The sequence below is a fragment of the Pseudonocardia thermophila genome (genome assembly GCF_900142365.1).
In the GTDB taxonomy this organism is placed as follows: domain Bacteria; phylum Actinomycetota; class Actinomycetes; order Mycobacteriales; family Pseudonocardiaceae; genus Pseudonocardia; species Pseudonocardia thermophila.
The window spans coordinates 159,687-184,072 of the sequence record NZ_FRAP01000007.1 but is presented as its reverse complement, the minus strand read 5'-3'; the positions used below and the strand labels follow the sequence as shown (position 1 = coordinate 184,072).

The window sequence follows — 24,386 nt, the reverse complement described above, 5'->3', positions numbered from 1 at the left end:
ATCACGGCGAGGTCGTCCTCGGCGGGCTGTTCTCGACCGACTGCGGACCTACTTCTGCTGGGGGGCTCCGAGGAGGATCGCGTCGGATTCGCCCTCGAGGTTCCACGGGGTCACGAGCGCACCCGAGCGCGTGCGGTAGCGCTCCGGTAGCTCATCGACCATGTCCATCGCCATCGACAGCCGCCCGTACCCGACGAACGCGGCGATGTTCATCCCCAGCTCGACGATCTCGGCCTCGGAGAAGTGCAGCCTGAGCTGCGCGAACACCTCGTCGTCGATGCTGAGGTGGTCGGTCGCCATGAGATCGGCGAACCGCAGCGCGGCCCGGTCGGCGTCGGTGAGGTCCGGCGCGTCGTCGGGATCGGCCAGCTGGCACACCAGCGCCTCGTCGACGCCATCGGCGGCCCCGTCGGCGTAGCGCACGGCCATGCAGCTGCGGCACTGGTTGTGGAACGCCACGCGCAGCCGCACCAGCTCGATCAGCCGCCGCGAGAGCAGACCGGGCTTGCGCAGCTCCCCCATGTACCTGGCGTAGGCCGAGGCCAGCTCCGGCCGGTGCGCGTAGATGCGCAGGTTGCCGAGCTCCAGGGGGGTCTTGTGCTCGGCGTCGAGCTGCTCGCGCAGCTCCTCGGGGAACTCCTCGGCGGTCAGCATGCGGATGCGGGCCATCAGCGGTCTCCTTCTCGGTCTGCCGCACCGGCCGTCCCGGCAGCGCGCAGTTCGGCCTTGCGGACCTTCCCGGACGGGGTCATCGGGAGCGCATCGACGATGCGCACGTAGCGGGGCACGCAGAACGCGGGCAGGCGCTTCTCGCACCACTCCCACACGTCCTCGGCGGTGAGCGTCGCCCCCTCCCGCGGGACCACCACCACCATCAGCTCGTCCTCCCCCGCCTCAGCGTCGGCGGGCACCCCGACGGCCGCGCAGTCGACGACGTCGGGATGGCCGAGGATGGGCTGCTCGATCTCGAACGAGCTGATGTTCTCGCCGCGGCGGCGCAGGGCGTCCTTGAGCCGGTCGACGAAGTAGTACCAGCCCTCGGCGTCGCGGCGCAGGCCGTCGCCGGTGTGGAACCACAGGTTGCGCTGCGCCTCGACGGTGCGCTCCGGCATGTTGTAGTAGCCGGTCGTCATCGTGTACGGCAGGTGGGCGCGCACCACCAGCTCCCCGACCTCGCCGACGGGCACCTCCTCGTCGGTCTCGGGGTCGACCAGCCGGACGTCGAAGTAGTCCTCGACGAGCAGCCCGGCCGCACCGGGTGGGCGCTCCTCGCCGTAGGGGGTGAGGATCGGCATCGCGATCTCGGTGAGCCCGAAGTTCTCCACGAACGCCTCGATGCCGAACCGCTCCTTGAAGTCGGCGGCGATCGACGTGGCCAGCGGGACGGCGTACAGGCAGCGCAGCGGGTTGTCGGCGTCGTCCGGGCGCCGGGGCTGCTTGTACACCCAGTCCATCATCACGCCGATGAAGTTGGTGACCGTCACCTGCGACTCGCGCAGCTGGTCGACCCAGCGGCTCGCGCTGAACTTCTGCTGCAGCACGAACCGCGCCCCGACGATCATCGCCGGGTAGGCGGCGAGGAACTGGGCGTTGCCGTGGAACAGCGGCCCGACCGCCATGTGCGCGTCGGCGTCGGTGAGCCGGCACAGCGACACGCACTCGTCGGCGAAGAAGTAGAAGTGGGCGTGCGGCATCTCCACGCCCTTGGAGAGCCCGGTCGTGCCGCTGGTGAACAGGATCGCCGCGAGATCGTTGTAGGCCACCTCGGGCAGCTGCGCGGGCCGCTCCGCCGAGGTGAGCGCCGTGAACGGCTCCGCGGCCCAGCCCGCCTCCCGCAGGCGCGCGATCGCTTCGTCGGCCTCCCCCAGCACGTAGAACGTGCGGATCGCCTTCGCCGCCTCGATCTCGAGGAAGTGCGGCACGAACGCCGCGTCGACGACCGCGGCCGTCGGTGCGACCGTGCGCACCTGGTGCTCGAGGAACGAGCCGCGGTAGGCGGTGTTGATGGGCACCTCGACCAGCCCGGCCATCATCGAGCCGAACCACGCGAGCACGTACTCCAGGCAGTTCGGCGCCATGATCAGCACACGATCGCCCGGCTCGCAGCCGCCCGCGAGCAGCGCCCCGCCGATCCGCTCGGCGGCGTCGAGCGTCTCGGCGTAGGTCAGCTTCGCGCTCTGGAACGGGACGTCGAGGTAGACGCGGTCGCCGTGGGTCGACGCGCGGTGGCGCAGCACCCAGGGCAGCGTCCAGTTGCGCCGGTCGGGGAAGGTCAGGCGCAGGTCGCGGTAGGTCCGCGGCTTCTTCTCGCTCATCGACGGAACCTCGGCCGGCGCTTCTCCATGAACGCCGCGGCGCCCTCGCGCATGTCCTCCGAGCCGATGGCCTGCACGAGCATGCCGAGCCCGCTCACGTAGTTGTCGCGGCAGGCGTTCCACCACACGTTCGAACTCATCTTCGCGATCTCCAGGTAGCGCGGCGACAGGGCGAGCAACTCGTCCGCCCACCGGGTCACCTCGGCCTCCAGCTCGTCGTCGTCGACGACGGCGTTGATCCAGCCCAGCTCCAGCGCCTCCTCGGCGGTGTAGCGGCGGCACATCATCGAGATCTCCTTGGCCCGCTTCTCGCCGACCGAGATCGCCAGCAGGTTGGTACCGCCCAGCACGGGCGCGCTGCCGACCCGCGGGCCGGTCTGCCCGAGCTTGGCGCTGCGCGCGGCGATCGCGAGGTCGCACGCGACCACGAGCTCGTTCCCGCCGCCCGCCGCCGCCCCGTTGACCGCGGCGATGACGGGCCGCGGCGAGGTGCGGATCGTCTCGAACAGCTCCAGCGAGGCGAAGAACATCGCCCGCAGTTCGTTCGGGTCGGGATCGGCGAGGTTGGCCAGGTAGCCACCGGCGCAGAAGGCCCGTCCGGTGCCGGTGATCACGATGACCCCGGCGTCGGCGGCCTCCCGGACAGCGCGCCGGATCTCACCGCCCATCGCGCTGTCGTAGGCGTTCATTCGGTCCGGCCGGTTGAGCCGGATCCAGGCGACGTCGCCGCGCCGCTCCGTGACCACGTCGGACATACATGATTACTATCACCCTGGATTCGTCCCGACAACGGAGTGGAGACATCTCATGGCGAGCGAGGACCTGGAAGCGCGGATCAGGCGGCTGGAGGACCGGGCCGAGATCCAGGAGCTGGTCGCGGTCTACGGACGGCGGATCGACGACCGCGACATCGAGGGCATCGCGGACCTCTACACCGAGGACGCGATGTTCGACTCGACCGACGGCCCGATCCACGGGCGGGGGCCGGTGATGGACTACTACCGCCGCCAGCTCGACCGGTACGGGATGACCTACCACTACCCGCACAGCCACACGATCGAGTTCACCGGTCCGGACACCGCCACCGGCGTCGTCTCCGCGCACGCGGAACTGGCCATCCTGCCCACGCCGTTCCTGGTGGCGTTGCGCTACCTCGACCAGTACCGGCGTGAGCACGGCCGGTGGAAGTTCGTCTCCCGCCGGGCCCTGCAGCTCTACGCCGCCCCGCTCGCCGAGCTGCCCGACGTCCTCGCCACCCCGCTGCGCCGGCGCTGGCCCGGGACCGAGCCGACCACCGCCGACATCCCGGAGAACCTGGACACCTGGAAGGCCTACACCTCGGCGCAGTCCTCGGCGTGACCGCTCCTGGCGCGGGTCAGACGACGACGTGGACCCGCGCCAGGACGCGCTCGGTGCCGAACACCAGCCCGGCCAGCTCCCTGCGGTCGCGCTCGCCCGCCTCCGAGGACAGGTGGGCGAGCGCGGCCGCCGGGTCGGCGAACCACAGCACCTCCACCGCGTCGAACACGCCGGGGACCTCGGGTATCCGGGCGAACGCCTCCCGGGCCGCGGCCGCTCCGCCGCGCTCCGGCTGCGCCAGCGCCTCGGCGAGGACGCTCGGGTCACCGCGCAGGAAGCTCAGCATGCGGACGTGCCCGTCGAGCAGGGGCACCGCCTCACCGATCCGCCGGGCGAACACGGCACCGCCGCGCGAGCGGTCGACGAACCTGCGCTCGTCGGCCTGCCCCTCGGTGAGGTAGTGCTCGGTCGAGAACATCGCGTCGAAGGCGGCCATGTCCTCGGCGTCGAACTCGGAGCAGGCGTCGAAGCCGGGCCAGGGCAGCGCCTCGGGGATCGCGTGGTTCTGCCAGTAGCGACGGATCCCGGGCAGGACGCCGATGATCGGGCCGTGGATCTCGCGCCAGTGGTGCTGGAAAGCGGGGATCGAGAGGCCGGGGAGACGGGGAGCGAGACCGAAGCGGGTGATCACGGCCCGAGGATATCGATCAATACATGATAATCGTATCCCAGAATTGGCGCGAATGGACGGCGCCCCGCCCCGCCCGAGTGTCAGCCCTGCAGGAGCAGGTGCGCCGCTTCGGCCGCCCGCATCCCGATCTCCACCCCCCGCGCCCGGGCACCCGCGTTGACCGCGCTGATGATCCCGTCGTGGTAGCTGGACAGCCCGTCGCCCATCCGCGCCGTGCGGGCGTCGACGGTCGCCCCGGCCAGCCCGTCCTCCTCCACGATCTTGAGGCCGGCGATGCCCGAGTCGTCACGCCCCCGGCCGCCGTCGGAGCAGATGAAGCCCCACGGCCGCACCTTGCGCAGGTACGGCACCGCGCTGCGGCCGGTGTGGCCGGCGGTGACGAGCACGTTGCGGTCGGTGTCCTCGTCGGTGCCGAAGGCGATCGAGTCGGCGCAGACGACCTGGCGGCCGTCCGGACCCTCCTCCATCACGGTGCGGTTGGTGATCTCCGCGGCGGAGCGGGCGACCGGGTCGGTGCGCAGCAGGATCAGCGCGGCGTCGCGGACGGGCATCCCCGGCTGCACGCCGCACGCCGCGGCCGGGGCGTTGACGCGGCTGACGACACCGTTCTCGACGACGTCGACGCCGTCGCCGAGCAGCACGGTCATCACGTCGGCGGTGGCCGCCGGGATGCCGAGGGCCTCGTAGTACCAGAGCCCGGCGATGCCGGCGCCCTCCGGGCCGATGCCGCAGTCCAGCCCGATCGCGGCGCGCGGCGCGCGCTCGGCGACGAACCGGGCCGGCAGCACCCCCGAGTACGACGCGCTGACGACGACGTCACGACCGGTGTTGCGCTCGTCCACGTGGTAGGCGGAGTCGATCGCGACGATCCGGCCGCGCGCCTCCTCGACGATGACCGTCTGCAGGTCCATTCTCTGATGATAGTGCTCAGAGAATCGACCCATCCCGGGCCTAGCCCCGAACCCAGGACTCTGATAACAATGGCCATCCCGCAACGACGCTGGTCAACTCACCCGGAGGGCCGATGAAGCCCGCTGCATTCGACTACCAATCGCCCACCTCGATCGCCGAAGCGGTGCAGATGCTCGCAGAGCCTCCCGAGGACGGTGGCGACGTCAAGGTCCTGGCCGGCGGCCAGAGCCTCGTGCCACTGCTCTCGTTGCGGCTCGCCACCCCTGCCCGCATCGTCGACATCAACCGCATCCCCGGACTGACGGGTATCTCCGAGGAAGGCGGGGTGCTCACCCTCGGCGCGCTCGTGCGGCAGCGCACGGCCGAGCACTCCGACGTCGTCGCCCGGGCGTGCCCGCTGATGGCCGCGGCGATCCCGCACATCGGGCACACCGCGATCCGCAACCGCGGAACGATCGGCGGCTCGATCGCGCACGCGGACTCGGCGGCCGAGCTGCCCACCGTCGCGCTCTGCCTGGACGCCGAGATGGTCGCCCACGGCTCGAACGGCGAGCGCACGATCCCCGCCGCGGAGTTCTTCACCGGCTTCTTCTCCACCGCGCTGGCCGAGGACGAGATCCTCACGGCCGTCCGCGTCCGGTCGGTGGCTCCCGGCACCGGGGCCGCCTACGAGGAGCTGGCCCGCCGGCACGGCGACTTCGCCATGGTCGGCGTGGCCGCGCAGGTCCGCCTCGACGGCGACACCGTCACCGAGGCCCGCATCGCGCTGTCCGGTGTGGACGCGCAGCCGGTACGGGCCAGCAAGGCCGAGGCGGCGCTCGTCGGGCACACGGTCGACGAACAGACCCTGTCGGCGGCCGCCGACGCCGCCACCGCCGACCTGCACCCGGCCAGCGACCTGCACGCCTCGGCCGCCTACCGCAAGCACCTGGCCGGCGTGCTCATCCGCCGTGCCGTGCGCAATGCCGCGACCCGTGCGAAGGAGAGCGCGTGAACACCCGTGAGATCACCGTGACGGTGAACGGCCGTCGCCACACCCGCACCGTCGAGGTCCGCCGCACGCTCGCCGACTTCCTGCGCGAGGACCTCGGACTGACCGGGACCCACCTCGGCTGCGAACACGGCGTGTGCGGCGCCTGCACCGTCATCATCGACGGCGTCACCGCCCGCTCCTGCCTGCAGCTGGCCGTGCAGGCCGACGGCGCCGAGATCACCACCGTCGAGGGTGTGACCCTGCCCGACGGCGAGCTGCACCCCGTGCAGGAGGCGCTGCGCGACAGCCACGCGTTCCAGTGCGGGTTCTGCACCCCCGGTTTCGTCATGGCGATCTACGGCATGTGCGAGGAGAAGAAGGCGGGCAAGCCCGTTCCCTGCTCGCGGGCGGAGCTGCGCGAAGAGCTGTCGGGCAACATCTGCCGCTGCTCCGGCTACCAGCAGATCATCGACGGCGCCGAGGCGGCCCTCGCCGCGGCGAAGGAGGCGTGATGGCAGGCGGAAGCGCGATCTCCGGGCTCGTCGGGGCCCGGGTCCACCGCAAGGAGGACCGCAAGATCCTCACCGGCACCGGCCGCTACGTCGACGACGTGCAGGAACGCGGGATGCTGCACGCCCACTTCCTGCGCAGCACCGTCCCGCACGCACGGATCGTGTCGATCGACGTCTCCAAGGCGCTCGAGGTGGAAGGCGTCGTCCGCATCTTCACCGGCGCCGACATGAGCGCGATCGCCGATGACCTGAACTTCGCCCAGCCGATCCCGGGCCTGCACAGCCCGTCCTACCCGGCGATCGCGCGCGACGTCGTGCGGTTCGTGGGCGAGCCGGTAGCGATGATCGTGGCCGAGAGCCGCTACATCGCCGAGGACGCCGCCGAGCTGATCGAGGTCGAGTACGACGAGCTGCCGCCGGTGATGAGCACCAAGGCCGCGATGGCCGAGGGTGCGCCGCAGCTGTTCGGCGACGTCGTCCCCGGCAACATCGTGCACACCGACGAGCAGCTGTTCGGCGACATCGAGGCCGCGTTCGCCCAGGCCGACCACATCGTGACCGACACGCTCGACCAGCACCGGTGGGCGTGCAACCCGATGGAGACCCGCGGCGGCGTCGCGACCTACGACCGCGGCAGCGGCCAGCTCACCTACGAGGCGTCGACGCAGACGACGCACACGCTGCGGTTCCTGCTCGCGGGCTGGGTCCGCCACCCCATCCACCAGTTCCGGGTCATCGCCAACAACATCGGCGGCGGGTTCGGGCTGAAGTTCTCGGCCTACCGCGAGGACGTGGCCGTCTGCGCGGCCGCGAAGGCGATCGGCGGCACGGTGAAGTGGGTGGAGGACCGCAACGAGCACCTCATCGCCGCCGGTGCCGCGCGCGAAGAGCAGCTGACCCTGGAGGCCGCCGTCAAGGCCGACGGGCAGCTGCTGGGCCTGCGGGTGACGATGGACCTCGACGCGGGGGCGTACCCGATCAACCCGCCGGCCACCGTCTACACCGGGCTCGTCCGCACCACCCTGCCCGGGCCCTACCGGCTGCCGGCCTACCAGTTCCGGCACAACATCGTCGCCACCAACAAGGCGTCCTACATCTCGCTGCGCGGGCCGTGGGCGGTCGAGACGCTGGTGCGCGAGCGGCTGATGGACAAGATCGCACGGACCTGCGGGATCTCCCCCGTCGAGGTGCGGCGGCGCAACCTCATCACGCTGGCCGACCAGCCCACCAAGATGATCACCAACGTGACGCTGGAGAACGTCACGGCGGCCGAGACGTTCGAGAAGCTCGTCTCGATGATCGACTTCGACGAGGTCCGCCGCGAGCAGGAGGAGGCCCGCGCCCGCGGCAAGCTGCTCGGCTTCGGCCTCGGCACGTTCATCGAGCCGGCGCCGGGCACGAAGGACTTCTGGGCCGCGGTCGGGTTCCCGTTCGGCGCCGAACCGGCCCGGATCCGCATCGAGATCGACGGGAAGGTCACCGTCTTCACCCCGCAGACCCCGCACGGGCAGAGCCACGAGACCACGCTGTCCCAGCTGGTCGCCGACGAGCTCGGGGTCGGGTTCGACGACGTCCGCGTCGTCTACGGCGACACCGACGCCACCCCGTTCTCGATGCTGGGCACCGGCGGCAGCCGGGCCGCGACGATGGCCTCGGGCGCGGTCGTCTACGGCTCGCGCGAGCTGAAGAAGCGCGTGCTCGACATCGCCTCCCACCTGCTGGAGGCCAACGTCGACGACCTGCAGATCGTCGACGGGGTCATCTCCGTCAAGGGGGCGCCCGGCGCACAGGTGCCGCTCGCGCAGATCGCGATGGGGTGCTGGCTCGCGCCCGAGCAGATGCCGCCCGGCACGAACACCGAGCTGGAGTACGTCGCCAGCTACGACGGCGAGGGCGGCGGGTTCTCCCAGGCCAGCCACGCCTGCTGGGTCGAGATCGACCAGGAGACCGGCGACGTCGAGGTCAAGCGGTTCCTCGTCGTCGAGGACTGCGGGAAGATGATCAACCCGGCGATCGTCGACGGGCAGGTCATCGGCGGCGTCGCGATGGGCATCGGCGGGATGCTGCTGGAGCACTCCGCCTACTCCGAGGACGGGCAGTACCTCTCCGCCACGTTCATGGACTACCTGATGCCCACCGCGCCAGAGATCCCCGACATCGAGATCGAGCACCTCGAGTACGAGTCCGACAAGGTCATCGGCTCCCGCGGGGTCGGTGAGGGCGGCACAGTGCTCGCCCCCGCCGCGCTGCTCAACGCCATCGACGACGCGCTCGCGCAGGCCGGCGGCGGCCGGGTCACCACGACCCCGGTCACGCCGACCCGAGTGCTCGAGCTGCTGGGGGTGATCGAACCGGACTGACAGTGGCGGCATGCAGCGGCCCGGTCGCCGACCCCCGGCGGCCGGGCCGCTGTCGTCGTTCCGCCCGGGTTCAGCGGGGCCCGAGGTTCGGCCCGATCGTGAGCCGCGAGACGACGGTGTCCTCCAGCAACCGCAGCACGAACGCCACCGCGGCGGCCACCCGCTCGGGCGGCATCATCCACTCCTGGCCGTGGCTCACCTCCGGCGCCGTGCCGGCGTTCGCGTAGAGGTCGGTGTCCATCCCACCCGGGTAGAGCGTCGTCACCCGGATCCGGCCGCGCTTCGCGCAGGCCCCCGCGATCACCCGCGCGTACGCGGTCAGCGCCCTTCGACACCGCGTAGTGGCGCTCCGAAGCGCCCGTGCCCGATCCCGGCGGGTCACCGGCCGAGGAGTTGACGAACACGATCTGGCCGGAGCGCGGATCGAGCAGCCCGCGGTCGAGGACCGCGTTCGTGACGGTCATCGTGCCGTGCACGTTCACGGCGACTGCCAGCTCCGCCCGGCCGGGCTGCACCACCTCGATCGCGTCGTCGGTGAACACGCCCGCGTTGTTCACCAGCGCCCGCACACCGGCGGGCCAGCGGTCCTGCACGGCGGCCAGCACCGCGTCGACGGCCGCGGCGTCGCGGATGTCGCAGACGTGCGTCGTGCAGGACCGCCCGAAGGCGGTACCCGCCGCGGCGAGCGCCGCCTCGTCGACGTCGAGGAGGACGGCGTGCGCGCCCTCCCCCGTCACGGTCCGGGCGATCTCCAGCCCGAGTCCTTGTGCGCCACCGGTGACGACGACCGCAGCGCCCGGATGTCGTCCACGAGCGCGCATGAGATCGGCAGGAGCGAGCTACGCGGACTCCGGTACCGCCTCCCGCGCCCGGTCCCGCGCCGACCACGGCACCGTGAACGACTCGACGAGGTGCACCCTCGGCAGCACCCTGGCGAGATCGGCGGCGCGCCGCGCGGGTGGCACCTCCTCGATACCGAGCACGTGGATCTCCACCTCGTCGGCGGCGACCCGCAGCCGCAGGTGGGACTTGTAGCCGTCGATCCGCAGCCCGGAGAACGCCTCAAGGGTGTGGCAGCCGAAGCGGTCGGCGATCTGCAGGTAGGTCACGAACACCACCGTGCCCAGGACGGCCAGCAGCGGGTACGCCCAGATCATCACGTACCACGGCGCGGTCGGCGGGTCGCCGAGCGCGGCGGCGAGCAGCGCGACCAGCGCGGCGACGGCGAGGTGGCCGAGCGTGTGGCCCAGGGTGAGCAGTGCTCTGGCCCGGTCCCGCGGTCTGCGGGAACGCCGTTCCTTGGTGCCGCTGGTCGCGTAGCCGTAGAGGATCCCGGCCACGACCACCGTCGGCACCCAGAACTGCCACGCCCGCGCCCAGGACAGCGGCCAGTTCAGCGCGAACGCCAGGAACAGCACGTAGTCGACCGCGCCGACCAGCAGCGGCAGTGACGGCCCGTTGCGCCACGCGGCCGACAGGAACTGCGAGGTGCCGATGCGGCGCGAGACGTCCACGTCCGGGTAGCAGGTGCGGCGCTCGTAGTGCACGCCCGCGCCGGAACCGCTCGGCCACGGCTGCAGCGCGAACCCGAGCCGTTCCGGCAGGTGGTGGGTGGCGGCGAGCGACGCTCCCCCGCCGCCGCACGTCACCAGCTCCGGGCAGAACGGCTCGGGCTCCTCGGCCAGCTCCCCGGCCGGCTCCGCGCCCGGTTCGGCGGCGGGCGGCGGCTCGACCGGGTCGGTGCAGGTGTAGCGGGAGTAGTGGTGCTGGTCGCCGGTCAGCACGAGCCGCACCCGGTGCCGCTCGGCGGCACCGAGCACGCGGTCGACGAACCACAGCAGCGTGTAGAGCGGGCTGTCGGCCTCCGCGGAGTACAGCTCGCGGCCCGACGCCTCCAGCCAGCTCGGGCTCGCCGTGCACAGGATGATCTTCGCGTCGCCGAGCAGGGCGCGGGCGGCGCGGAAGTAGGCGAGCTGCTCGGCGTCGATCGGGGCGTCCAGCTGGCTGTCGACGGCCCACAGCCACCACCGCGGCGACAGCTGGACCGCGAAGTAGCTGCGCGACTGGAACGCGCCCCAGCCGCCGACGTCGTCGCGTTCCGCGGGCGGCGGGACGGGGATCGGTGCAGGCACCGGATCGCCGCGGCCGGCGGGGGTGCGCAGGACCCACGACTCGCAGAAGTTGCGCCGGAACGCGGCCAGCCCGTCGTACCAGTCGTGGTTGCCCGGCAGCGCCACGACCGGCGGGAGGTCGAACACGTGGTCCAGGCTCGCCGCGGCCCGGAAGACCTCGTTGAACCGCAGCTCGTACTGCAGCGCCGACGCCGTCGGGTACACCTCGTCACCGCCCAGCACCAGCAGATCGGCCTGAGCCGGGCGGGCGCCTGCCCCGGTCGCCGCGATCGGCACCGATGCGCCGCCGGACACGCAGCGGGCGGTCGCGAACGTGGCGTCGAAGCCGTCACCGGTGTCGGCGACGTAGTCCACCCAGACGTCCTCCCGCCCGGGATCGGGCAACCGGTAGAACTCGCGCGGGGTGGTGGCCATCGTCTCGCGCTTGTCGGCGAACTTCGCGAACGACGCGGCCTGCATGACCTCGACGGCCGTGCGCACCAGCTGCGGCACCGACAGCCACCGCACCGCGGGCTCCCCGTGCACCCGGGTCCGGCGGCCCTGCACCGCGTCGAGCACGCGCGCCAACGGCATCGGCAGGCCCACGGCCACCTCCCCGGGTCAGGGCTGGCCCGCGCGGACCGGCGGCACGGCGCTCGGGTCCTGCGGGGCGGTCACGCCCGGCGCGGGGTCGGAGAAGATCACGTGCGCGTCGGGGTCGGCCTGGTTGAGCGCCCACAGCGCCAGGCCGTCGGCGACGACGAACACCACGGTCGCGAGGACGGCGAGCACGATGCGGCGGCGGCGCTCCCGGCGGCGCCACTGCGAGCTCGCGGCGCGGAAGTCCTCCGGCGTCTCCGGCACACCCGCCGCGAGTGCCTGGAGGGCGTCGCGCAACCGCTCGTCCGTGCCCCTGTCGTTCACCGTCGCTCCTCCATCGCGCGGGTCAGCGCGGCCATCCCCCGGGACACGTGCGTCTTGACCGCTCCGGGCGAGATCCCCATGGCGTCGGCGATCTCGCGTTCGCGCAGCTCCATCCAGTATCGCAGCACCAGCGCCTCTCGCTGCCGATCCGGGAGGCTCGCCAGTGCCGCCACGACCGCGCGCTGGTCGTCGCGCAGCAGCGCCAGCGCCTCGCTGGACACCGCCGGGCTCTCCCCGGAGTCGCGCTGCAGCTGCCGGCGGGCCACCTGCAGGTGCCGCAGCCGCATCCGGGTCCGGTTGATCACGACCGAGCGCAGGTAGGCCAGCGCGGCGTCGGTCGAGCGCAGCCGCCGCCACCGGCGGTAGAGGTGGTAGAAGGCCTCGGAGACGATGTCCTCGGCGTCGTCGGCGCCCAGCAGGACGGCGAGCCGGATCAGCGACCGGCGGTGCTCGGAGAACAGCGCCTCGACCGCGCGATCGCGATCGTCGTGGATCTCCTCGGCACGGGTCTCCGGCACGTCCGCGGCCCGCTCCGCGATCCCCCACCAGCCGATCATGTCGACATCACCGCCCCGCTCCCCCGTCGGCGCAGCACGATCGTCGCGACGGCGGCCACCGCGAGGTTGACGGCCAGCGCGACCAGGGCAACGTACAGCAGCACGGAGCCGACCGCGACGACCGAGGTGAACCCGCGCACGACGACGAGCACGGTGCCGGTCACCATCCCGGCCAGCCAACCGGCGAGCAGTCCGTGGCGGTGCCACCAGCTGCTGACGAGGCCGAGCACGACGGCGGGCATCGTCTGCAGGATCCAGACACCGCCGAGCAGCTGCAGGTTGATCGAGTCCTGCTCGCGCAGCCCGAAGACGAACCCGATCGCGGCGAACTTGACCAAGAGCGACACCATCCGCGACACCCGCACCTCGTGCTTCGGCGTCGCCGTCGGGTGGAAGAACGGGACGTAGACGTTGCGGGTGAACAGCGCCGCGACAGCCACCGACATGACCGCGGCCGGCACCAGCGCCCCGACCACCAGCGCGCCGAACACGATGCCGCTGGCCTCCGCCGGGACCACGGCCGAGACCAGCATCGGCACGGCCACCTCGGCCCGGCCGGGCGGCGCCGTGATCCCGGCGGCGAGCGCGGCCACGGCCAGCACGCTGAACAGGCCCAGGAGCATCGTCCAGGCCGGCATGGCGACGCTGGCCCGCCGCAGCGCGGCCGGGCCGTCGGCGGCGAACGCGGCCGTGAGCACGTGCGGGTACATGGGCAGCGCGAGCGCCGAGCCGACGGCGAGCGAGACGAACGCCGGGCCGAGCTCGGGATCGAGGAACAGCGAACGGCCCGTCGTCGCGCCGAGCCGGCGTTCGGCGGTGGCCAGCGCAGCGTCCGGCCCGCCCAGCAGGTGGAGCACGACGAGCAGCACGCCGATCGTCGCGGTGAAGATCAGCACGCCCTTGAAGAACGCGATCACCGTCGGCGCACGCAGGCCGCTGCGGTAGGTGGCGACCGCCAGGACGGCGAACACGGCGGTCAGCGCGAGGTCGCCGACCAGGCCGGGCGGGTAGAGCCCGCCGGCGATGAGCACCGCCCGCACCCCGATGAGCTGCAGCGCGATGTAGGGCATGGTCGCGAGCACGCCGGTGAGCGCGACGGCGAGCATGAGGGCCGGGGAGCCGTAGCGGTGGCGCACCCAGTCGGCCACCGTGACCGCGCCTGCGTCCCGGGCGGCCCGCCACAGCCGCGGGAGCAGCACGAACAGGACCGGGCACAGCAGCGCGGTGTAGACGAACGGGAAGAACCCGATGGCGCCCGCGGCGTACACCAGCCCGGGCACGGCGGCGAACGTGTAGGCGGTGAAGATCGAGCCGCCGAGCAGGAACCACGTCGTGACGGGGCCGAGCGAACGGTCCGCCAGCGCCCAGCCGGGCAGGTCGGGGAGCTTCTCGATCGGTCGTAGGCGGCGCGCGGTGACCGCGAGGGCGGAGGCGGCGAGGAGCACGCCGACGAAGGCGAGCGTCTCCCCCCACTTGATCATGCGGCTCCTCGCATCCGATCGGCCGGAGAAGCTACGCCGTGGCGCAGCGGCTGTCCACCGGCCACCTGCACGGTGCGTGAGCCGTCCGGCCGCGCGCAACCCACCGGAAAAGTTGCCGGGAGCGTGTCAACCGGATGCGGGGGCTCCGCAACTGAGGGGGCGGAGCCGCAGCACCGCAGCTGCGGCCTGGTCTGCAGGAGGGCTCGTGATCGTACGGGAAAGGGACGACCGGCAGCGGTCGCGCCTGTCGCCACGCCAGATCATCATCTGGACCGCGGTCGCGCTCGTCGGCGCCGTCGCCTGGAGCGTGCTGGCGCTGGCGCGCGGAGAACGGATCTCGGCGATCTGGATCGTCGCGGCCGCGCTCGGTTCGTACGCCATCGCCTATCGCTTCTACGCCCGCTTCATCGTCAAACGGGTGCTGCGGGTCGACGACGACCGCGCCACCCCCGCGGAACGGCTCGACAACGGCACCGACTACCAGCCGACCGACCGGCGGGTGCTGTTCGGCCACCACTTCGCCGCGATCGCCGGTGCGGGCCCGCTGGTCGGCCCGGTGCTCGCCGCGCAGATGGGCTACCTGCCCGGCACGATCTGGATCATCGTCGGGGTGATCCTCGCCGGCGCGGTGCAGGACATGGTCACGCTGTTCTTCTCGATGCGCCGCGACGGCCGCAGCCTCGGCCAGATGGCCCGCGACGAGATCGGCCCGATCGGCGGCGCGGCCGCCCTGATCGCCGTGTTCGCGATCATGATCATCCTGCTCGCCGTGCTGGCGCTGGTCGTCGTCAACGCGCTCGCGAAGTCGCCGTGGGGCACGTTCTCGATCGCGATGACCATCCCGATCGCGATCTTCATGGGGATCTACCTGCGCCACATCCGCCCGGGCCGAGTCGTGGAGACCAGCCTCATCGGTGTGGCTCTGCTGCTGCTGGCGATCGTCGCGGGCGGATGGGTGCAGGAGTCGGAGCTCGCGCCGTTCTTCACGCTCGACCCGCGCACGCTGGTCATCTGCCTGGTGATCTACGGCTTCGCCGCGTCGGTGCTACCGGTGTGGCTGCTGCTGGCACCGCGCGACTACCTGTCGACCTTCATGAAGATCGGCACGATCGTGCTGCTCGCCGTCGGCGTGGTGCTGTCGGCGCCGGTGCTCAACACCACCGCCATCACCGAGTTCGCGCTCACCGGGAACGGGCCGGTGTTCGCCGGGTCGCTGTTCCCGTTCGTGTTCATCACGATCGCCTGCGGCGCGCTGTCCGGGTTCCACGCGCTGATCTCCTCCGGCACCACTCCGAAGCTGGTGGAGAAGGAGTCGCAGGTGCGGCTCATCGGCTACGGCGCGATGCTGATGGAGTCGTTCGTCGCGGTCATGGCCCTGATCGCGGCCTGCATCCTCGACCCGGGCCTGTACTTCGCGATGAACTCCCCCGCCGGGTTCCTCGGCCCCACGCTGGAGTCCGCGTCGGAGGCGGTGAACCGGCTCGGCTTCGTCATCACCCCTGAGCAGCTGGCCGCTGCGGCCGCGTCGGTGCAGGAGAGCACGCTCGTCGCCCGGACCGGTGGCGCCCCCACGCTGGCCGTCGGTATGGCCGAGATCTTCTCGGCGATCTTCGGCGGAACCGCGCTGAAGGCGTTCTGGTACCACTTCGCGATCATGTTCGAGGCGCTGTTCATCCTCACGACGGTGGACGCCGGCACCCGCGTCGGGCGCTACATGCTCCAGGACACCCTCGGCAACATCTACAAGCCGATGGCGAACGTGAACTGGAAGCCGGGCCTCTACCTGTGCAGCGCCGTCGTCGTCGGGGCGTGGGGGTACTTCCTCTACGCCGGGGTGACCGACCCGCTGGGCGGCATCAACCAGCTGTTCCCGCTGTTCGGCATCGCCAACCAGCTGCTCGCCGCCGTCGCGCTGACCGTGTGCACCACGCTGCTGATCACGTCCGGCCGGGCGAAGTACGCGTGGGTCACCGGCATCCCGCTGGCCTGGGACGCGGCGGTCACGCTCACCGCCAGCTACCAGAAGATCTTCTCCCCCGACCCGACGCTGGGCTTCTTCGCCCAGCGGGCCCGGTTCGCCGAGGCACTGGCGGAGGGCCGGGTGCTCGCGCCGGCGAAGGACCTCGACGACATGCGGGCCGTCGTCGTCAACTCCACCGTCGACGGCATCCTGTCCGCGGTGTTCGCGCTGCTGATCATCATCGTGATCGCCAACGCGGTGGTGGTCTGGTACCGGGCGCTGACCTCGCCCACACCGTGGCCGACGACGGAGGCACCCGCGGTGCCGTCGAAGATCGTCGCGCCGTCCGGGCTGTTCGCCACGCGCGAGGAGAAGGAGGCGATGGCGATGGCGGCAGGCGGTGACCGGGGGTGAAGGTGCTGCGCGCCGTGCTCTGGTACTTGCGCGAGCTGACCGGGGAGTCGGCGTACGACCACTACCTGGCCCGGCACGCGCGCACGCACCCGGACCGGCCGCCGCTGTCCCGGCGCGAGTTCGAGCGCCGGCGGCTCGACGCGGCGGAGGTGGCCCCGGGTAGCCGCTGCTGCTGAGTCCCCGGCCGGATCGCCACTGGACCAGCAGCGGAGCACGGTGAACGGCCCTCTCGTCAGCACCGCGCTGACGAGAGGGCCGTTCGCGGTGTCCGGGTCCTCCCCTTCGGACGGGGCATGAGCGTTGCGGGGAGCACCCGCTATTTGACAGTGTCGGTGTCCACGTTCGGTGGCGTCGCCCCCATCAGTCAGAGACGAGGTCCGATGCGGTTGCAGCTGTCGCCGGAGGAGGAAGCCTTCCGGCAGGAGATGCGCACGTTCTTCACGACCGAGATCCCCGAGTCGATCCGCGAGGCCGTCGCCTCGCACCGGGAACTGACCAAGGACCAGTGGGTGCAGAGCCAGCGGATCCTCAACGCCGCGGGCCTGGCCGTGCCGCACTGGCCGGTCGAATGGGGCGGCCGGAACTGGACCCCGCTCCAGCTGCACATCTGGCGCGAGGAGATGCAGATGGCCTGCGTCCCCGAGCCGCTGCCGTTCAACGCCAGCATGATCGGCCCGGTCATCGCGACGTTCGGCAGCCAGGAGCAGAAGGAGCGGTTCTTGCCGCCCACCGCCAACCTGGACATCTGGTGGTGCCAGGGCTTCTCCGAGCCCGACGCCGGCTCCGACCTCGCCGGGCTGCGCACCTCCGCCGTCCGCGACGGGGACGAGTGGGTGGTCAACGGGCAGAAGACCTGGACCACGCTCGGCCAGCACGCCGACTGGATCTTCTGCCTGGTCCGCACCGACCCCACCGCGAAGAAGCAGCGCGGCATCTCGATGCTGGTGTTCCCGATGGACTCGCCCGGCGTCACGCTGCGGCCCATCGAGCTGGTCGACGGCAGCTTCGAGGTCAACGAGGTCTTCTTCTCCGATGTCCGCGTGCCCGCGGAGAACCTGATCGGCGAGGAGAACCGCGGTTGGGACTACGCGAAGTTCCTGCTCGGCAACGAACGCGTCGGCATCGCCCGGATCGGGTTCACCAAGCGACTGCTCGCCCAGGCCAAGGAGCACGCCCGCGCCGTCACCAGCGGCGGCCGGCCGCTGCTGGAGGACCCGCGGATGGCCGCGCGGATCGCCGAGGTGGAGAACGAGCTGCTCGCCCTGGAGCTGACCGCGTTGCGGGTGGTCGCGCACTCGGCCGACGGCAAGCCGCACCCGGCGTCGTCGGTGCTGAAGCTGCGCGGCTCCGAGCTGCAGCAGGCCGCCACCGAGCTGCTGCTCGACATCGCCGGGCCGCTCGCGATCGCGTCGTTCGCCGGCGACGGTTCCGAAGTGCCGCCGTGGGCGCGCCGGACGGCGCCCGAGTACCTGAACTACCGCAAGACCTCCATCTACGGAGGCTCGAACGAGGTGCAGCGCACCATCATCGCCGGCACGATCCTGGGGCTCTGAGCTGACGTGGACTTCGACTACGACACCGAGCAGAACGACCTGCGCGACGCCGTCCGGGCCCTGCTGGAGCGCGCGTACGGCGAGATCGAGCAGCGCCGCAAGGTCACCGCGAACGATCCCGGCTTCGACGAGAAGCTGTGGGCCCGGCTGGCTGAGATGGGCCTGCTCGGACTGCCGTTCGCCGAGGAGCACGGCGGCACCGGCGCCGGGCCCGTCGAGGTGGCCATCGTCGCCGAGGAGATCGGCCGGGTGCTCGCGCCCGAGCCGTTCGTCGAGGTGGTCGTGCTCGCCGGCGGCCTCGTCGACGCGGTCGGCACCGACGAGCAACGCACCCGGATCCTCTCCGGCATCGCCGACGGCTCGCAGATCGTCGCGTTCGCCCACGCCGAGCCGGGCACCCGGTGGACGTCGTCGGCCGCGGGCGTACGGGCGACGCAGGACGGCGGCGGATGGCAGCTCACGGGTGCCAAGGAGCCGGCGCCCAACGGGGCGCGGGCCGACCTGCTCGTGGTGAGCGCCGCGACCGGCGACGGCACCAAGCTGTTCCTCGTCCCGGGCGACGCGGCGGGAGTGACCCGCACCGGCTACCGCACCCACGACGGCGGCCGGGCCGCCCGGATCACGTTCGCCGGAACCCCGGCGGAACCGCTCGGCACCGCCGCGGACGACACGGCCGAGATCGAGGAGGGGTTGGCCAGGGCCCGGATCGCCTACGCCAACGAGACGGTCGGGATCATGGCGTCGGCGCTGGCCGCGACCACCGAGTACCTCAAGACGCGCAAGCAGTTCGGCGTCACCCTGAACACCTTCCAGGCGCTGACCTTCCGCGCCGCCGACATGTACGTCTCCCTGGAGCTCGCCCGCAGCGTCGCGCTCTGGGCCACACTGGTGATCGACACCGGCGGGGACGTCGTGGCAGCCGCGGACCGGGCCCGGCTGCAGACCGGCAAGGCCGGCCGGCACATCTGCCAGGAGTCGGTGCAGCTGCACGGCGGCATCGGCGTCACGGCGGAGTACTCCGTCGGGCACCGGCTGAGCCGGCTCACCGCGGTCGACCACCTGCTGGGCGATCGGGACTGGGCCCTCGGGCGGCTGGCGGAGCGGGTCCGTGAGCACGACGTCGTGGACCCGATCGGGGCGCCTTACGTGTGAGGCTTCCCGGACTCGCCGTCCGGCGGGCTTGATCGGATCGCCGGGTGCCGCACGCCATCGCCCCCGACGGTGCCCGCATCGCCCACCAGGTCGACGGGGCCGGCTCACCGCTGCTCCTGCTCGCCGGGCAGGCGAACAACCACCACTGGTGGGACCCCGTGCGGGCCGACTTCGCCGCCCACCACCTGGTCGTGACGCTCGACTACCGCGGCACCGGCGACTCCGACGCACCCGACGACGGGTACAGCACACCGGGGTTCGCCGACGACGCGGTGGCCGTGCTCGACGCGCTCGGGCTCGGCCGCGTCGACGTGTACGGGACCTCGATGGGCGGCCGCGTCGCGCGGTGGCTGGCCGCGCGGCACCCCGGCCGGGTGCGGCGGCTCGTGCTCGGGTGCACCTCGCCCGGCGGGGAGCACGGGATCGAGCGCGGCCCCGACGTGCGCCGCGCCCTCGCCCAGCCGGACCACGCCGCGGCCCGGCGGGCGCTGCTGGAGCTGATGTACACCCCGGCGTGGCTGGCCACCCATCCCGGCCCGTACGCCACGACCGGCGACCCGGCGATGACCGCGCGCGCCCGCAAGCGGCACTTCGCCGCGAGCGCGCAGCACGACGCATGGGACGCGCTGCCCAGCATCCAGGCGCCGACGCTGGTCGTGCACGGCACCGACGACCGGTTCAACCCCGCGGCCAACGCTCCCCTGCTGGCCGAGCGGATCCCCGGCGCACGGATGGAGCTGATCGACGGGGCCCGGCACGCCTACTTCGAGGAGTTCCGCGACGTCGCGAGCCCGCTGGTGCTCGACTTCCTGGCCGGGTGAGCCCGGAGCGGGTGCCCGGCACGGGCCGTCCGGCCTAGGTTTCCCCCATGCTGCGACGGGCGTTCGGCATCACGCGGTCCCTGCTGATGTACCACGCCATCCCCGGGCGGCGCCGGCGGATGGTCGCGTTCTACAGCCAGTTCCTGGGGCCCGGCGACCTCGCGTTCGACGTCGGCGCGCACGTCGGCAGCCGCGTGCGCGCGTGGCGGAAGCTGGGGGCGCGGGTGGTGGCGATCGAGCCGCAGCCCGACCTGGTGCGGATCCTGCGGCTGTTCTTCGGCCGCGACGACGGGGTCGTGCTGGTCACCGACGCGCTCGGGGCACGGCCGGGGCGGGCCCGGCTCGGGGTGTCGACGACGACGCCGACGGTCTCGTCGATGTCGCCGGAGTGGATGCAGACGGTGTCGACCGACCGGCGGTTCGCGCGGGTCCGCTGGGACCGATCCGTCGAGGTCACCGTCACGACGCTGGACGCGCTCATCGCCGACTACGGCGAGCCGGCGTTCTGCAAGATCGACGTGGAGGGCTTCGAGGCTGAGGTGCTGGCCGGGCTCTCGCGCCCGCTGCGCGCGCTGTCGTTCGAGTACCTGTCGATGGCGCACGAGCAGGCGCTGGACGTGCTGGCGACCGTCGAGGCGCTCGGCGGCGGCCGCTACCGCTACAACTACTCCCCCGTCGAGACGCTGCGGTGGGTGAGCGACCGCTGGCTCGACGCCGCCGAGCTGACCGCGCTGCTCGACCGGGTGCGGCCGGAGGGCCGCTCGGGTGACGTCTACGCCCGCCTGGACCCGGCCGGGTGAGCCCGCACCCGCGGATCTAGAGTTCCCGGGTGTCCGTCGCCGATGATCTCGACCTGTTCGGCCAGCTCGACGTCGCCGGCCTGCCGCCGCGCCAGCAGCAGATCCTGGCCTTCATCCGGGATCACGTGCAGCGCCACGGCTACCCGCCGAGCACCCGCGAGATCGGCGACGCCGTGGGGCTGCGCTCGACGTCGACGGTGTCGCGGCACCTCGCCAGCCTGGAGGAGCAGGGCTTCCTGCGCCGCGGCAGCTCGGTGACCCGGCCGATCGACGTGCGCGCGTTCCTGCGCGGCAGCGCGGTCGATCCCGAGCGCGACCAGGCGGTGCCCGTCCCCGTGGTCGGGGACATCGCCGCCGGCACCCCGATCCTCGCCGAGGAGCACGTCGACGAGGTGCTGCGGCTACCGCCCGAGCTCGCCGGCCGCGGCACCGTGTTCGCGCTGCGCGTGCGGGGCGACTCGATGATCGACGCCGCGATCTGCGACGGCGACACCGTCATCGTGCGCCAGCAGTCCGAGGCGCACTCCGGGCAGATCGTCGCCGCCATGATCGACGGCGAGGCGACCGTGAAGGTGTACCGCCGCCGCAACGGCCACGTCCTGCTGGAGCCGCGCAACCCCGCCTACGACGTCATCGACGGCGACGAGGCGGTCGTGCTCGGCGTCGTCGTCGCGGTGCTGCGCTCGCTCTGAGGATCCGTCTGAGCCGCGAGTTCAGCGGCCGTGGTGTCGCTGAACGTCAACAGCAGCGGCTCGGGCCCGCTGGTGTCGATCCGGCTGATCGCGGCGTCGCCGAGGAACATCCGCCACGCCACGCAGTCGCCCACCCCGAGCGCCCACGTGACCGCCGCCTTGATCGGCGAGACGTGGCTGACCACGACGACGTCGCGGTGCGCGGCGTCAGCGGCCAGCTCCTCGCACGACTCCCGCACCCGCCGGCACAGCGCCGCCAGCGACTCCCCGCCGGGCGGGGTGAAGTCGGGATCGGTGCGGAACTCGTGCCAGTCCCGATCGCCCAGCGCGGTCGGCGGCTTGCCGTCCAGGTGCCCGTAGTCCAGCTCGACCCAGCGCGGATCGATCTCGACGTCGATCTCGCCCGCAGCGAGCACCGCCGCGGTCTCCCGCGCCCGGGTCAGCGGGCTGGACACGATCCGCGCCGGCCGCGGCACCAGCTCCGCCAGCGCCACGGCCTGGCGCCGGCCGGTCGGGGTGAGCGGCGGATCGGCCCGGCCGAGGAGCAGCCCCTCCGCGTTGGCCGCCACCTCACCGTGCCGGACGAGGATCAGCATGGCGGCCTCCCGGGGGTCGCGAGCAGGTCGACGTGGTCCACGCGCACGTGCAGCCGGCCCGCGGCCAGATCCGCGAGGCGGCGCTGCAGGTACGCGCCGGCCGACGGTCGCAGATCCGGCCGCTGATCGCACGCCGCGGAGATCCAACCGCGCAGCCACTCCTCGGTCAGCTCCGCCTTGGCCGGCCCGAGCAGCCAGGGGCTCGGCCGGGTGGTCACGGGCACGCCGCGGGCACGGAACTCGGCCGCGGCGACCGCGTGCGCGTCGGGCCCGAGCAGGCGGCGGCCGTCTGCGGTGCGCCGCTGGTGGTCGTTGAACGCCGCCGCGACGTGCGCGTCGAGCGGATCGGCTGGCTCCAGCTCGACCCGGCCGGCCACCGACAGCGCGAACAGTGCGACGCACCCGGCCTCGGCGCACGCCGCCACCAGCGCGGTCACCTCGTCCGCAGTGAGCAGGTCGAGCAGCGCCGAGGCAGTGACCAGGTCGGTGCCGGCGAGATCGTCGACGGTCAGCGCGGTGAGATCGCCCGGCACGGGCTCCGCGTCCGGCGCGCCCTCGGTCGCCCTCGCCAGCAGTTCCGGGTCTCGATCGTGCAGGTACCAGCGCTGCGGCCCGGGCAGCAGCGGCGCGAGCCAGCGCCGCATCGCCCCGGTCCCGCAGCCGAGGTCGCGCACCGACACCGGTCCGTCGCCCAGATGCTCAGCGGCGCGCCGGGCGAGCTCCACCGAGCGCGCCACGGCGTCGGCGGGCTCGCGCAGGGTCAGCCAGTCCGGCGTGCACACCGGGGAGCCGGGCTCGCTCAGCCGTGCCGCCCAGCTCGTGTCCTCATCACCGCGTCCACCGTCGTGGCCAGGCACCGTGCCGTCACCTCCCAACCGTGCAGTGCCGGTCGGCGCAGCGCCGCGGCGTGCCGCAGCTCTGCGCGCAGGCCCGGATCGTCCAGCCACCGGCGCAGCGCCGCCGCCAGCGCCGCTGCATCGCCGGGTGTCACCAGTATCCCGGGAACCGGGTCCCCGCCGAGCGCTTCGGGCACCCCGCCCACGTCCGACGCGAGCACCGGGATCCCGCGGGCGAGCGCCTCGGTCGCCACCATCCCGTACGCCTCGACGCGCGACGGCAGCACGAGCAGATCCGCCGCAGCGTAGGCGGCCGCCAGCTCCGCGCCGACGAGCGGGCCGGCGACGCGGACCCGGTCGCCCAACCCGTGGTCGGCGATCTCCCGCCGCACCGCCGCCACGTGCTCAGGAGCCCGCCGCAGCGCCCCCACCAGCTCGCAGGTCCACGGCCGGTCGGCCACCTGCGCGAGCGCCGCGACCAGCACGTCCTGGCCCTTCGTCGGGCTGATCGAGCCGACGCACAGCAGCCGCCCACCCCCGGACCCCGCGGCGAGCGGCGCCGCAACCACGCCCGGCTCGGCCACGCGCACGCGGTCGGCGGGCAACCCGTGCCGCTCGACGATCCGGCGCGCCGTCCAGCCGCTCGTGGCGACGACCGCGCCGGCGGCGTGCAGCACCTCCCGCTCCAGGGCGGCGAGCTGCGGGGACTCCTCCCCCAGCGGCAGGTGCACGAGCACCACCAGCGCCAGCCGCCCGGCCTGGGGTACCACGACGTCGGGCACCCCGCAGCCGACGAGCCCGTCGAGCACCACGACGGCCCCGTCGGGCAGCCCGGCCAGCGCGGCGGCGAGCGCGGCCCGATCCTGCGGGCCCGGCCGCGGCCACGAGCCCGCCACCGGGATCTCCACCACGGTCCGCCCGGCCTCGATCAGCGCGCGGCCGACCCGCCGGTCGTAGACGTTGCCGCCGCTGGGCAGCTCCGGGTCGGCGACGTCGGCGGGCACCACCACGTGCAGCGGCGGCGTCACAGCTCCCGCTCGTAGGACGCCCACGCCACGTGGGACTCGTGCAGGGTCACGACGATCCCGGTGAGCCCGCGCGCGCTCTCGCCGAGCGCACCGGCGTGGATCCGGGAGACGAGCCGATCGGCGATCTCCTTGGCCAAGAACTCCGTCGTCGTGTTGACACCGGGGAACACCTCGTCGAGGTTGCGGTAGTCCAGGTCCGCCAGCACGGCCTTGAGCTGCTCGGTCGCCAGCCCGATGTCGACGACGACGCCGTCGGGGTCCAGCTCGGGGCGCTGGAACGTCGCGTCCACCACGAACGTGGCCCCGTGCAGCCGCTGCGCCGGACCGAACACCTCGCCGCGGAAGCTGTGCGCGACCATCACGTGGTCGCGGACGGTGATGCTGAACAACGGTCCCCCC

At 72.6% G+C, this 24,386-nt stretch carries 25 protein-coding genes and 1 pseudogene; 11 read left to right on the top strand and 15 right to left on the bottom strand.

Annotated features, from left to right (window positions below; genetic code table 11):
* Positions 1 to 48: 48 nt before the first annotated feature.
* From BUE41_RS11545 to BUE41_RS11535, 3 genes are read right to left on the bottom strand one after another with little or no spacing between them, the layout of a single operon-like run.
* Positions 49 to 669 (bottom strand): carboxymuconolactone decarboxylase family protein, encoded by a 621-nt coding sequence (locus BUE41_RS11545; protein WP_073457026.1) that lies wholly within the window; start codon positions 667 to 669, stop codon positions 49 to 51.
* Positions 669 to 2,315: an AMP-binding protein gene (locus BUE41_RS11540; RefSeq protein ID WP_073457025.1), complete on the bottom strand. Its 1,647-nt coding sequence runs from the start codon at positions 2,313 to 2,315 to the stop codon at positions 669 to 671. Before BUE41_RS11540 ends, BUE41_RS11545 begins: the two co-directional genes overlap by 1 nt.
* Positions 2,312 to 3,070: an enoyl-CoA hydratase/isomerase family protein gene (locus BUE41_RS11535; protein WP_073457024.1), complete on the bottom strand. Its 759-nt coding sequence runs from the start codon at positions 3,068 to 3,070 to the stop codon at positions 2,312 to 2,314. The genes BUE41_RS11540 and BUE41_RS11535 overlap by 4 nt, the downstream gene beginning before the upstream one ends.
* Before the next feature lie 52 nt (positions 3,071 to 3,122).
* On the opposite strand from BUE41_RS11535, the gene BUE41_RS11530 reads away from it, so the two are divergent.
* Positions 3,123 to 3,674, top strand: a complete 552-nt coding sequence (locus BUE41_RS11530; protein ID WP_073457023.1) for a nuclear transport factor 2 family protein — start codon at positions 3,123 to 3,125, stop codon at positions 3,672 to 3,674.
* Between the two features lie 16 nt (positions 3,675 to 3,690).
* Here the strand turns inward: BUE41_RS11530 and BUE41_RS11525 are convergent, their stop codons facing one another.
* Positions 3,691 to 4,305, bottom strand: coding sequence for an EthD domain-containing protein (locus BUE41_RS11525; RefSeq protein WP_073457022.1), 615 nt, complete (start codon positions 4,303 to 4,305; stop codon positions 3,691 to 3,693).
* Between the two features lie 80 nt (positions 4,306 to 4,385).
* A complete protein-coding gene (locus tag BUE41_RS11520; RefSeq protein ID WP_073457021.1) occupies positions 4,386 to 5,216 on the bottom strand; it encodes a hypothetical protein in 831 nt (276 codons plus the stop codon).
* A gap of 113 nt (positions 5,217 to 5,329) precedes the next feature.
* Here BUE41_RS11520 and BUE41_RS11515 point away from each other — a divergent pair, with 113 nt between their 5' ends.
* From BUE41_RS11515 to BUE41_RS11505, 3 genes are read left to right on the top strand one after another with little or no spacing between them, the layout of a single operon-like run.
* Positions 5,330 to 6,211 carry an FAD binding domain-containing protein gene (locus tag BUE41_RS11515; protein ID WP_073457020.1) on the top strand — a complete coding sequence of 294 codons (882 nt, stop codon included), beginning with the start codon at positions 5,330 to 5,332 and terminating at the stop codon, positions 6,209 to 6,211.
* Positions 6,208 to 6,702 carry a (2Fe-2S)-binding protein gene (locus BUE41_RS11510; protein ID WP_073457019.1) on the top strand — a complete coding sequence of 165 codons (495 nt, stop codon included), beginning with the start codon at positions 6,208 to 6,210 and terminating at the stop codon, positions 6,700 to 6,702. The genes BUE41_RS11515 and BUE41_RS11510 overlap by 4 nt, the downstream gene beginning before the upstream one ends.
* Entirely contained in the window at positions 6,702 to 9,062 is a 2,361-nt protein-coding gene (locus BUE41_RS11505) for a xanthine dehydrogenase family protein molybdopterin-binding subunit (RefSeq protein WP_073457018.1), read from the top strand. The genes BUE41_RS11510 and BUE41_RS11505 overlap by 1 nt, the downstream gene beginning before the upstream one ends.
* A 70-nt stretch (positions 9,063 to 9,132) precedes the next feature.
* On the opposite strand, the gene BUE41_RS31265 is transcribed toward BUE41_RS11505, so the two are convergent.
* The 6 genes and pseudogenes from BUE41_RS31265 to BUE41_RS11480 all read right to left on the bottom strand — a co-directional run bounded on the left by BUE41_RS31265 (position 9,133) and on the right by BUE41_RS11480 (position 14,135).
* On the bottom strand, positions 9,133 to 9,327 hold the full coding sequence (locus BUE41_RS31265) for an SDR family oxidoreductase (protein WP_200803872.1): 195 nt from the start codon (positions 9,325 to 9,327) through the stop codon (positions 9,133 to 9,135).
* 67 nt (positions 9,328 to 9,394) lie between these two features.
* Positions 9,395 to 9,883: pseudogene (locus BUE41_RS32875) on the bottom strand (SDR family oxidoreductase); the annotation flags it as partial.
* Positions 9,884 to 9,901: 18 nt separating this feature from the next.
* Positions 9,902 to 11,779, bottom strand: coding sequence for a metallophosphoesterase (locus BUE41_RS11495; RefSeq protein WP_073457016.1), 1,878 nt, complete (start codon positions 11,777 to 11,779; stop codon positions 9,902 to 9,904).
* A gap of 15 nt (positions 11,780 to 11,794) precedes the next feature.
* The gene (locus BUE41_RS11490; RefSeq protein ID WP_073457015.1) at positions 11,795 to 12,097 is read right to left on the bottom strand and encodes a hypothetical protein; all 303 of its coding nucleotides are present in this window, start codon (positions 12,095 to 12,097) and stop codon (positions 11,795 to 11,797) included.
* The gene (locus BUE41_RS11485; RefSeq protein WP_084754774.1) at positions 12,094 to 12,654 is read right to left on the bottom strand and encodes an RNA polymerase sigma factor; all 561 of its coding nucleotides are present in this window, start codon (positions 12,652 to 12,654) and stop codon (positions 12,094 to 12,096) included. Before BUE41_RS11485 ends, BUE41_RS11490 begins: the two co-directional genes overlap by 4 nt.
* Positions 12,651 to 14,135: a sodium:solute symporter family protein gene (locus tag BUE41_RS11480; protein WP_073457014.1), complete on the bottom strand. Its 1,485-nt coding sequence runs from the start codon at positions 14,133 to 14,135 to the stop codon at positions 12,651 to 12,653. The genes BUE41_RS11485 and BUE41_RS11480 overlap by 4 nt, the downstream gene beginning before the upstream one ends.
* Before the next feature lie 205 nt (positions 14,136 to 14,340).
* Here BUE41_RS11480 and BUE41_RS11475 point away from each other — a divergent pair, with 205 nt between their 5' ends.
* From BUE41_RS11475 to lexA, 7 genes are all read left to right on the top strand, one after another.
* Entirely contained in the window at positions 14,341 to 16,509 is a 2,169-nt protein-coding gene (locus BUE41_RS11475; protein ID WP_234997181.1) for a carbon starvation CstA family protein, read from the top strand.
* Positions 16,506 to 16,685: a YbdD/YjiX family protein gene (locus tag BUE41_RS11470; protein ID WP_073457013.1), complete on the top strand. Its 180-nt coding sequence runs from the start codon at positions 16,506 to 16,508 to the stop codon at positions 16,683 to 16,685. The genes BUE41_RS11475 and BUE41_RS11470 overlap by 4 nt, the downstream gene beginning before the upstream one ends.
* Positions 16,686 to 16,889: 204 nt before the next feature.
* Positions 16,890 to 18,062 carry an acyl-CoA dehydrogenase family protein gene (locus BUE41_RS11465; RefSeq protein ID WP_073457012.1) on the top strand — a complete coding sequence of 391 codons (1,173 nt, stop codon included), beginning with the start codon at positions 16,890 to 16,892 and terminating at the stop codon, positions 18,060 to 18,062.
* A 6-nt stretch (positions 18,063 to 18,068) separates the two neighbouring features.
* The gene (locus BUE41_RS11460; RefSeq protein ID WP_073457011.1) at positions 18,069 to 19,214 is read left to right on the top strand and encodes an acyl-CoA dehydrogenase family protein; all 1,146 of its coding nucleotides are present in this window, start codon (positions 18,069 to 18,071) and stop codon (positions 19,212 to 19,214) included.
* Between the two features lie 44 nt (positions 19,215 to 19,258).
* Positions 19,259 to 20,035 carry an alpha/beta fold hydrolase gene (locus BUE41_RS11455; RefSeq protein WP_073457010.1) on the top strand — a complete coding sequence of 259 codons (777 nt, stop codon included), beginning with the start codon at positions 19,259 to 19,261 and terminating at the stop codon, positions 20,033 to 20,035.
* A 47-nt stretch (positions 20,036 to 20,082) separates the two neighbouring features.
* Positions 20,083 to 20,835, top strand: a complete 753-nt coding sequence (locus tag BUE41_RS11450; protein WP_073457009.1) for an FkbM family methyltransferase — start codon at positions 20,083 to 20,085, stop codon at positions 20,833 to 20,835.
* Between the two features lie 29 nt (positions 20,836 to 20,864).
* A complete protein-coding gene (gene lexA, locus BUE41_RS11445) occupies positions 20,865 to 21,527 on the top strand; it encodes a transcriptional repressor LexA (protein WP_073457008.1) in 663 nt (220 codons plus the stop codon).
* Here the strand turns inward: lexA and BUE41_RS11440 are convergent.
* The 4 genes from BUE41_RS11440 to BUE41_RS31260 are packed head-to-tail and all read right to left on the bottom strand — an operon-like array spanning position 21,458 to position 24,376.
* Complete coding sequence (locus BUE41_RS11440) at positions 21,458 to 22,123, bottom strand: histidine phosphatase family protein (protein ID WP_073457007.1); 666 nt, start codon at positions 22,121 to 22,123, stop codon at positions 21,458 to 21,460. The two genes, lexA and BUE41_RS11440, sit on opposite strands and share 70 nt — an antisense overlap.
* The gene (locus BUE41_RS11435) at positions 22,117 to 22,905 is read right to left on the bottom strand and encodes a methyltransferase domain-containing protein (protein WP_200803870.1); all 789 of its coding nucleotides are present in this window, start codon (positions 22,903 to 22,905) and stop codon (positions 22,117 to 22,119) included. Before BUE41_RS11435 ends, BUE41_RS11440 begins: the two co-directional genes overlap by 7 nt.
* Positions 22,906 to 22,922: 17 nt before the next feature.
* Positions 22,923 to 23,987, bottom strand: coding sequence for a glycosyltransferase family 4 protein (locus BUE41_RS11430; RefSeq protein WP_200803860.1), 1,065 nt, complete (start codon positions 23,985 to 23,987; stop codon positions 22,923 to 22,925).
* On the bottom strand, positions 23,984 to 24,376 hold the full coding sequence (locus tag BUE41_RS31260) for a 6-pyruvoyl trahydropterin synthase family protein (protein WP_073457005.1): 393 nt from the start codon (positions 24,374 to 24,376) through the stop codon (positions 23,984 to 23,986). Before BUE41_RS31260 ends, BUE41_RS11430 begins: the two co-directional genes overlap by 4 nt.
* Between the last annotated feature and the right edge of the window lie 10 nt (positions 24,377 to 24,386).

Excerpts from the sequence above, each read along its gene's own strand:
- BUE41_RS11535 (WP_073457024.1), bottom strand. The coding sequence starts at position 3,070 with ATGTCCGACGTGGTCACGGAGCGGCGCGGCGACGTCGCCTGGATCCGG.
- BUE41_RS11540 (WP_073457025.1), bottom strand. The coding sequence starts at position 2,315 with ATGAGCGAGAAGAAGCCGCGGACCTACCGCGACCTGCGCCTGACCTTC.
- BUE41_RS11450 (WP_073457009.1), top strand. The coding sequence starts at position 20,083 with ATGCTGCGACGGGCGTTCGGCATCACGCGGTCCCTGCTGATGTACCAC.
- BUE41_RS11465 (WP_073457012.1), top strand. The coding sequence starts at position 16,890 with ATGCGGTTGCAGCTGTCGCCGGAGGAGGAAGCCTTCCGGCAGGAGATG.
- BUE41_RS11545 (WP_073457026.1), bottom strand. The coding sequence starts at position 669 with ATGGCCCGCATCCGCATGCTGACCGCCGAGGAGTTCCCCGAGGAGCTG.
- BUE41_RS11485 (WP_084754774.1), bottom strand. The coding sequence starts at position 12,654 with ATGATCGGCTGGTGGGGGATCGCGGAGCGGGCCGCGGACGTGCCGGAG.
- BUE41_RS11480 (WP_073457014.1), bottom strand. The coding sequence starts at position 14,135 with ATGATCAAGTGGGGGGAGACGCTCGCCTTCGTCGGCGTGCTCCTCGCC.
- BUE41_RS11520 (WP_073457021.1), bottom strand. The coding sequence starts at position 5,216 with ATGGACCTGCAGACGGTCATCGTCGAGGAGGCGCGCGGCCGGATCGTC.
- BUE41_RS11515 (WP_073457020.1), top strand. The coding sequence starts at position 5,330 with ATGAAGCCCGCTGCATTCGACTACCAATCGCCCACCTCGATCGCCGAA.
- BUE41_RS11505 (WP_073457018.1), top strand. The coding sequence starts at position 6,702 with ATGGCAGGCGGAAGCGCGATCTCCGGGCTCGTCGGGGCCCGGGTCCAC.
- BUE41_RS11530 (WP_073457023.1), top strand. The coding sequence starts at position 3,123 with ATGGCGAGCGAGGACCTGGAAGCGCGGATCAGGCGGCTGGAGGACCGG.
- BUE41_RS11440 (WP_073457007.1), bottom strand. The coding sequence starts at position 22,123 with ATGCTGATCCTCGTCCGGCACGGTGAGGTGGCGGCCAACGCGGAGGGG.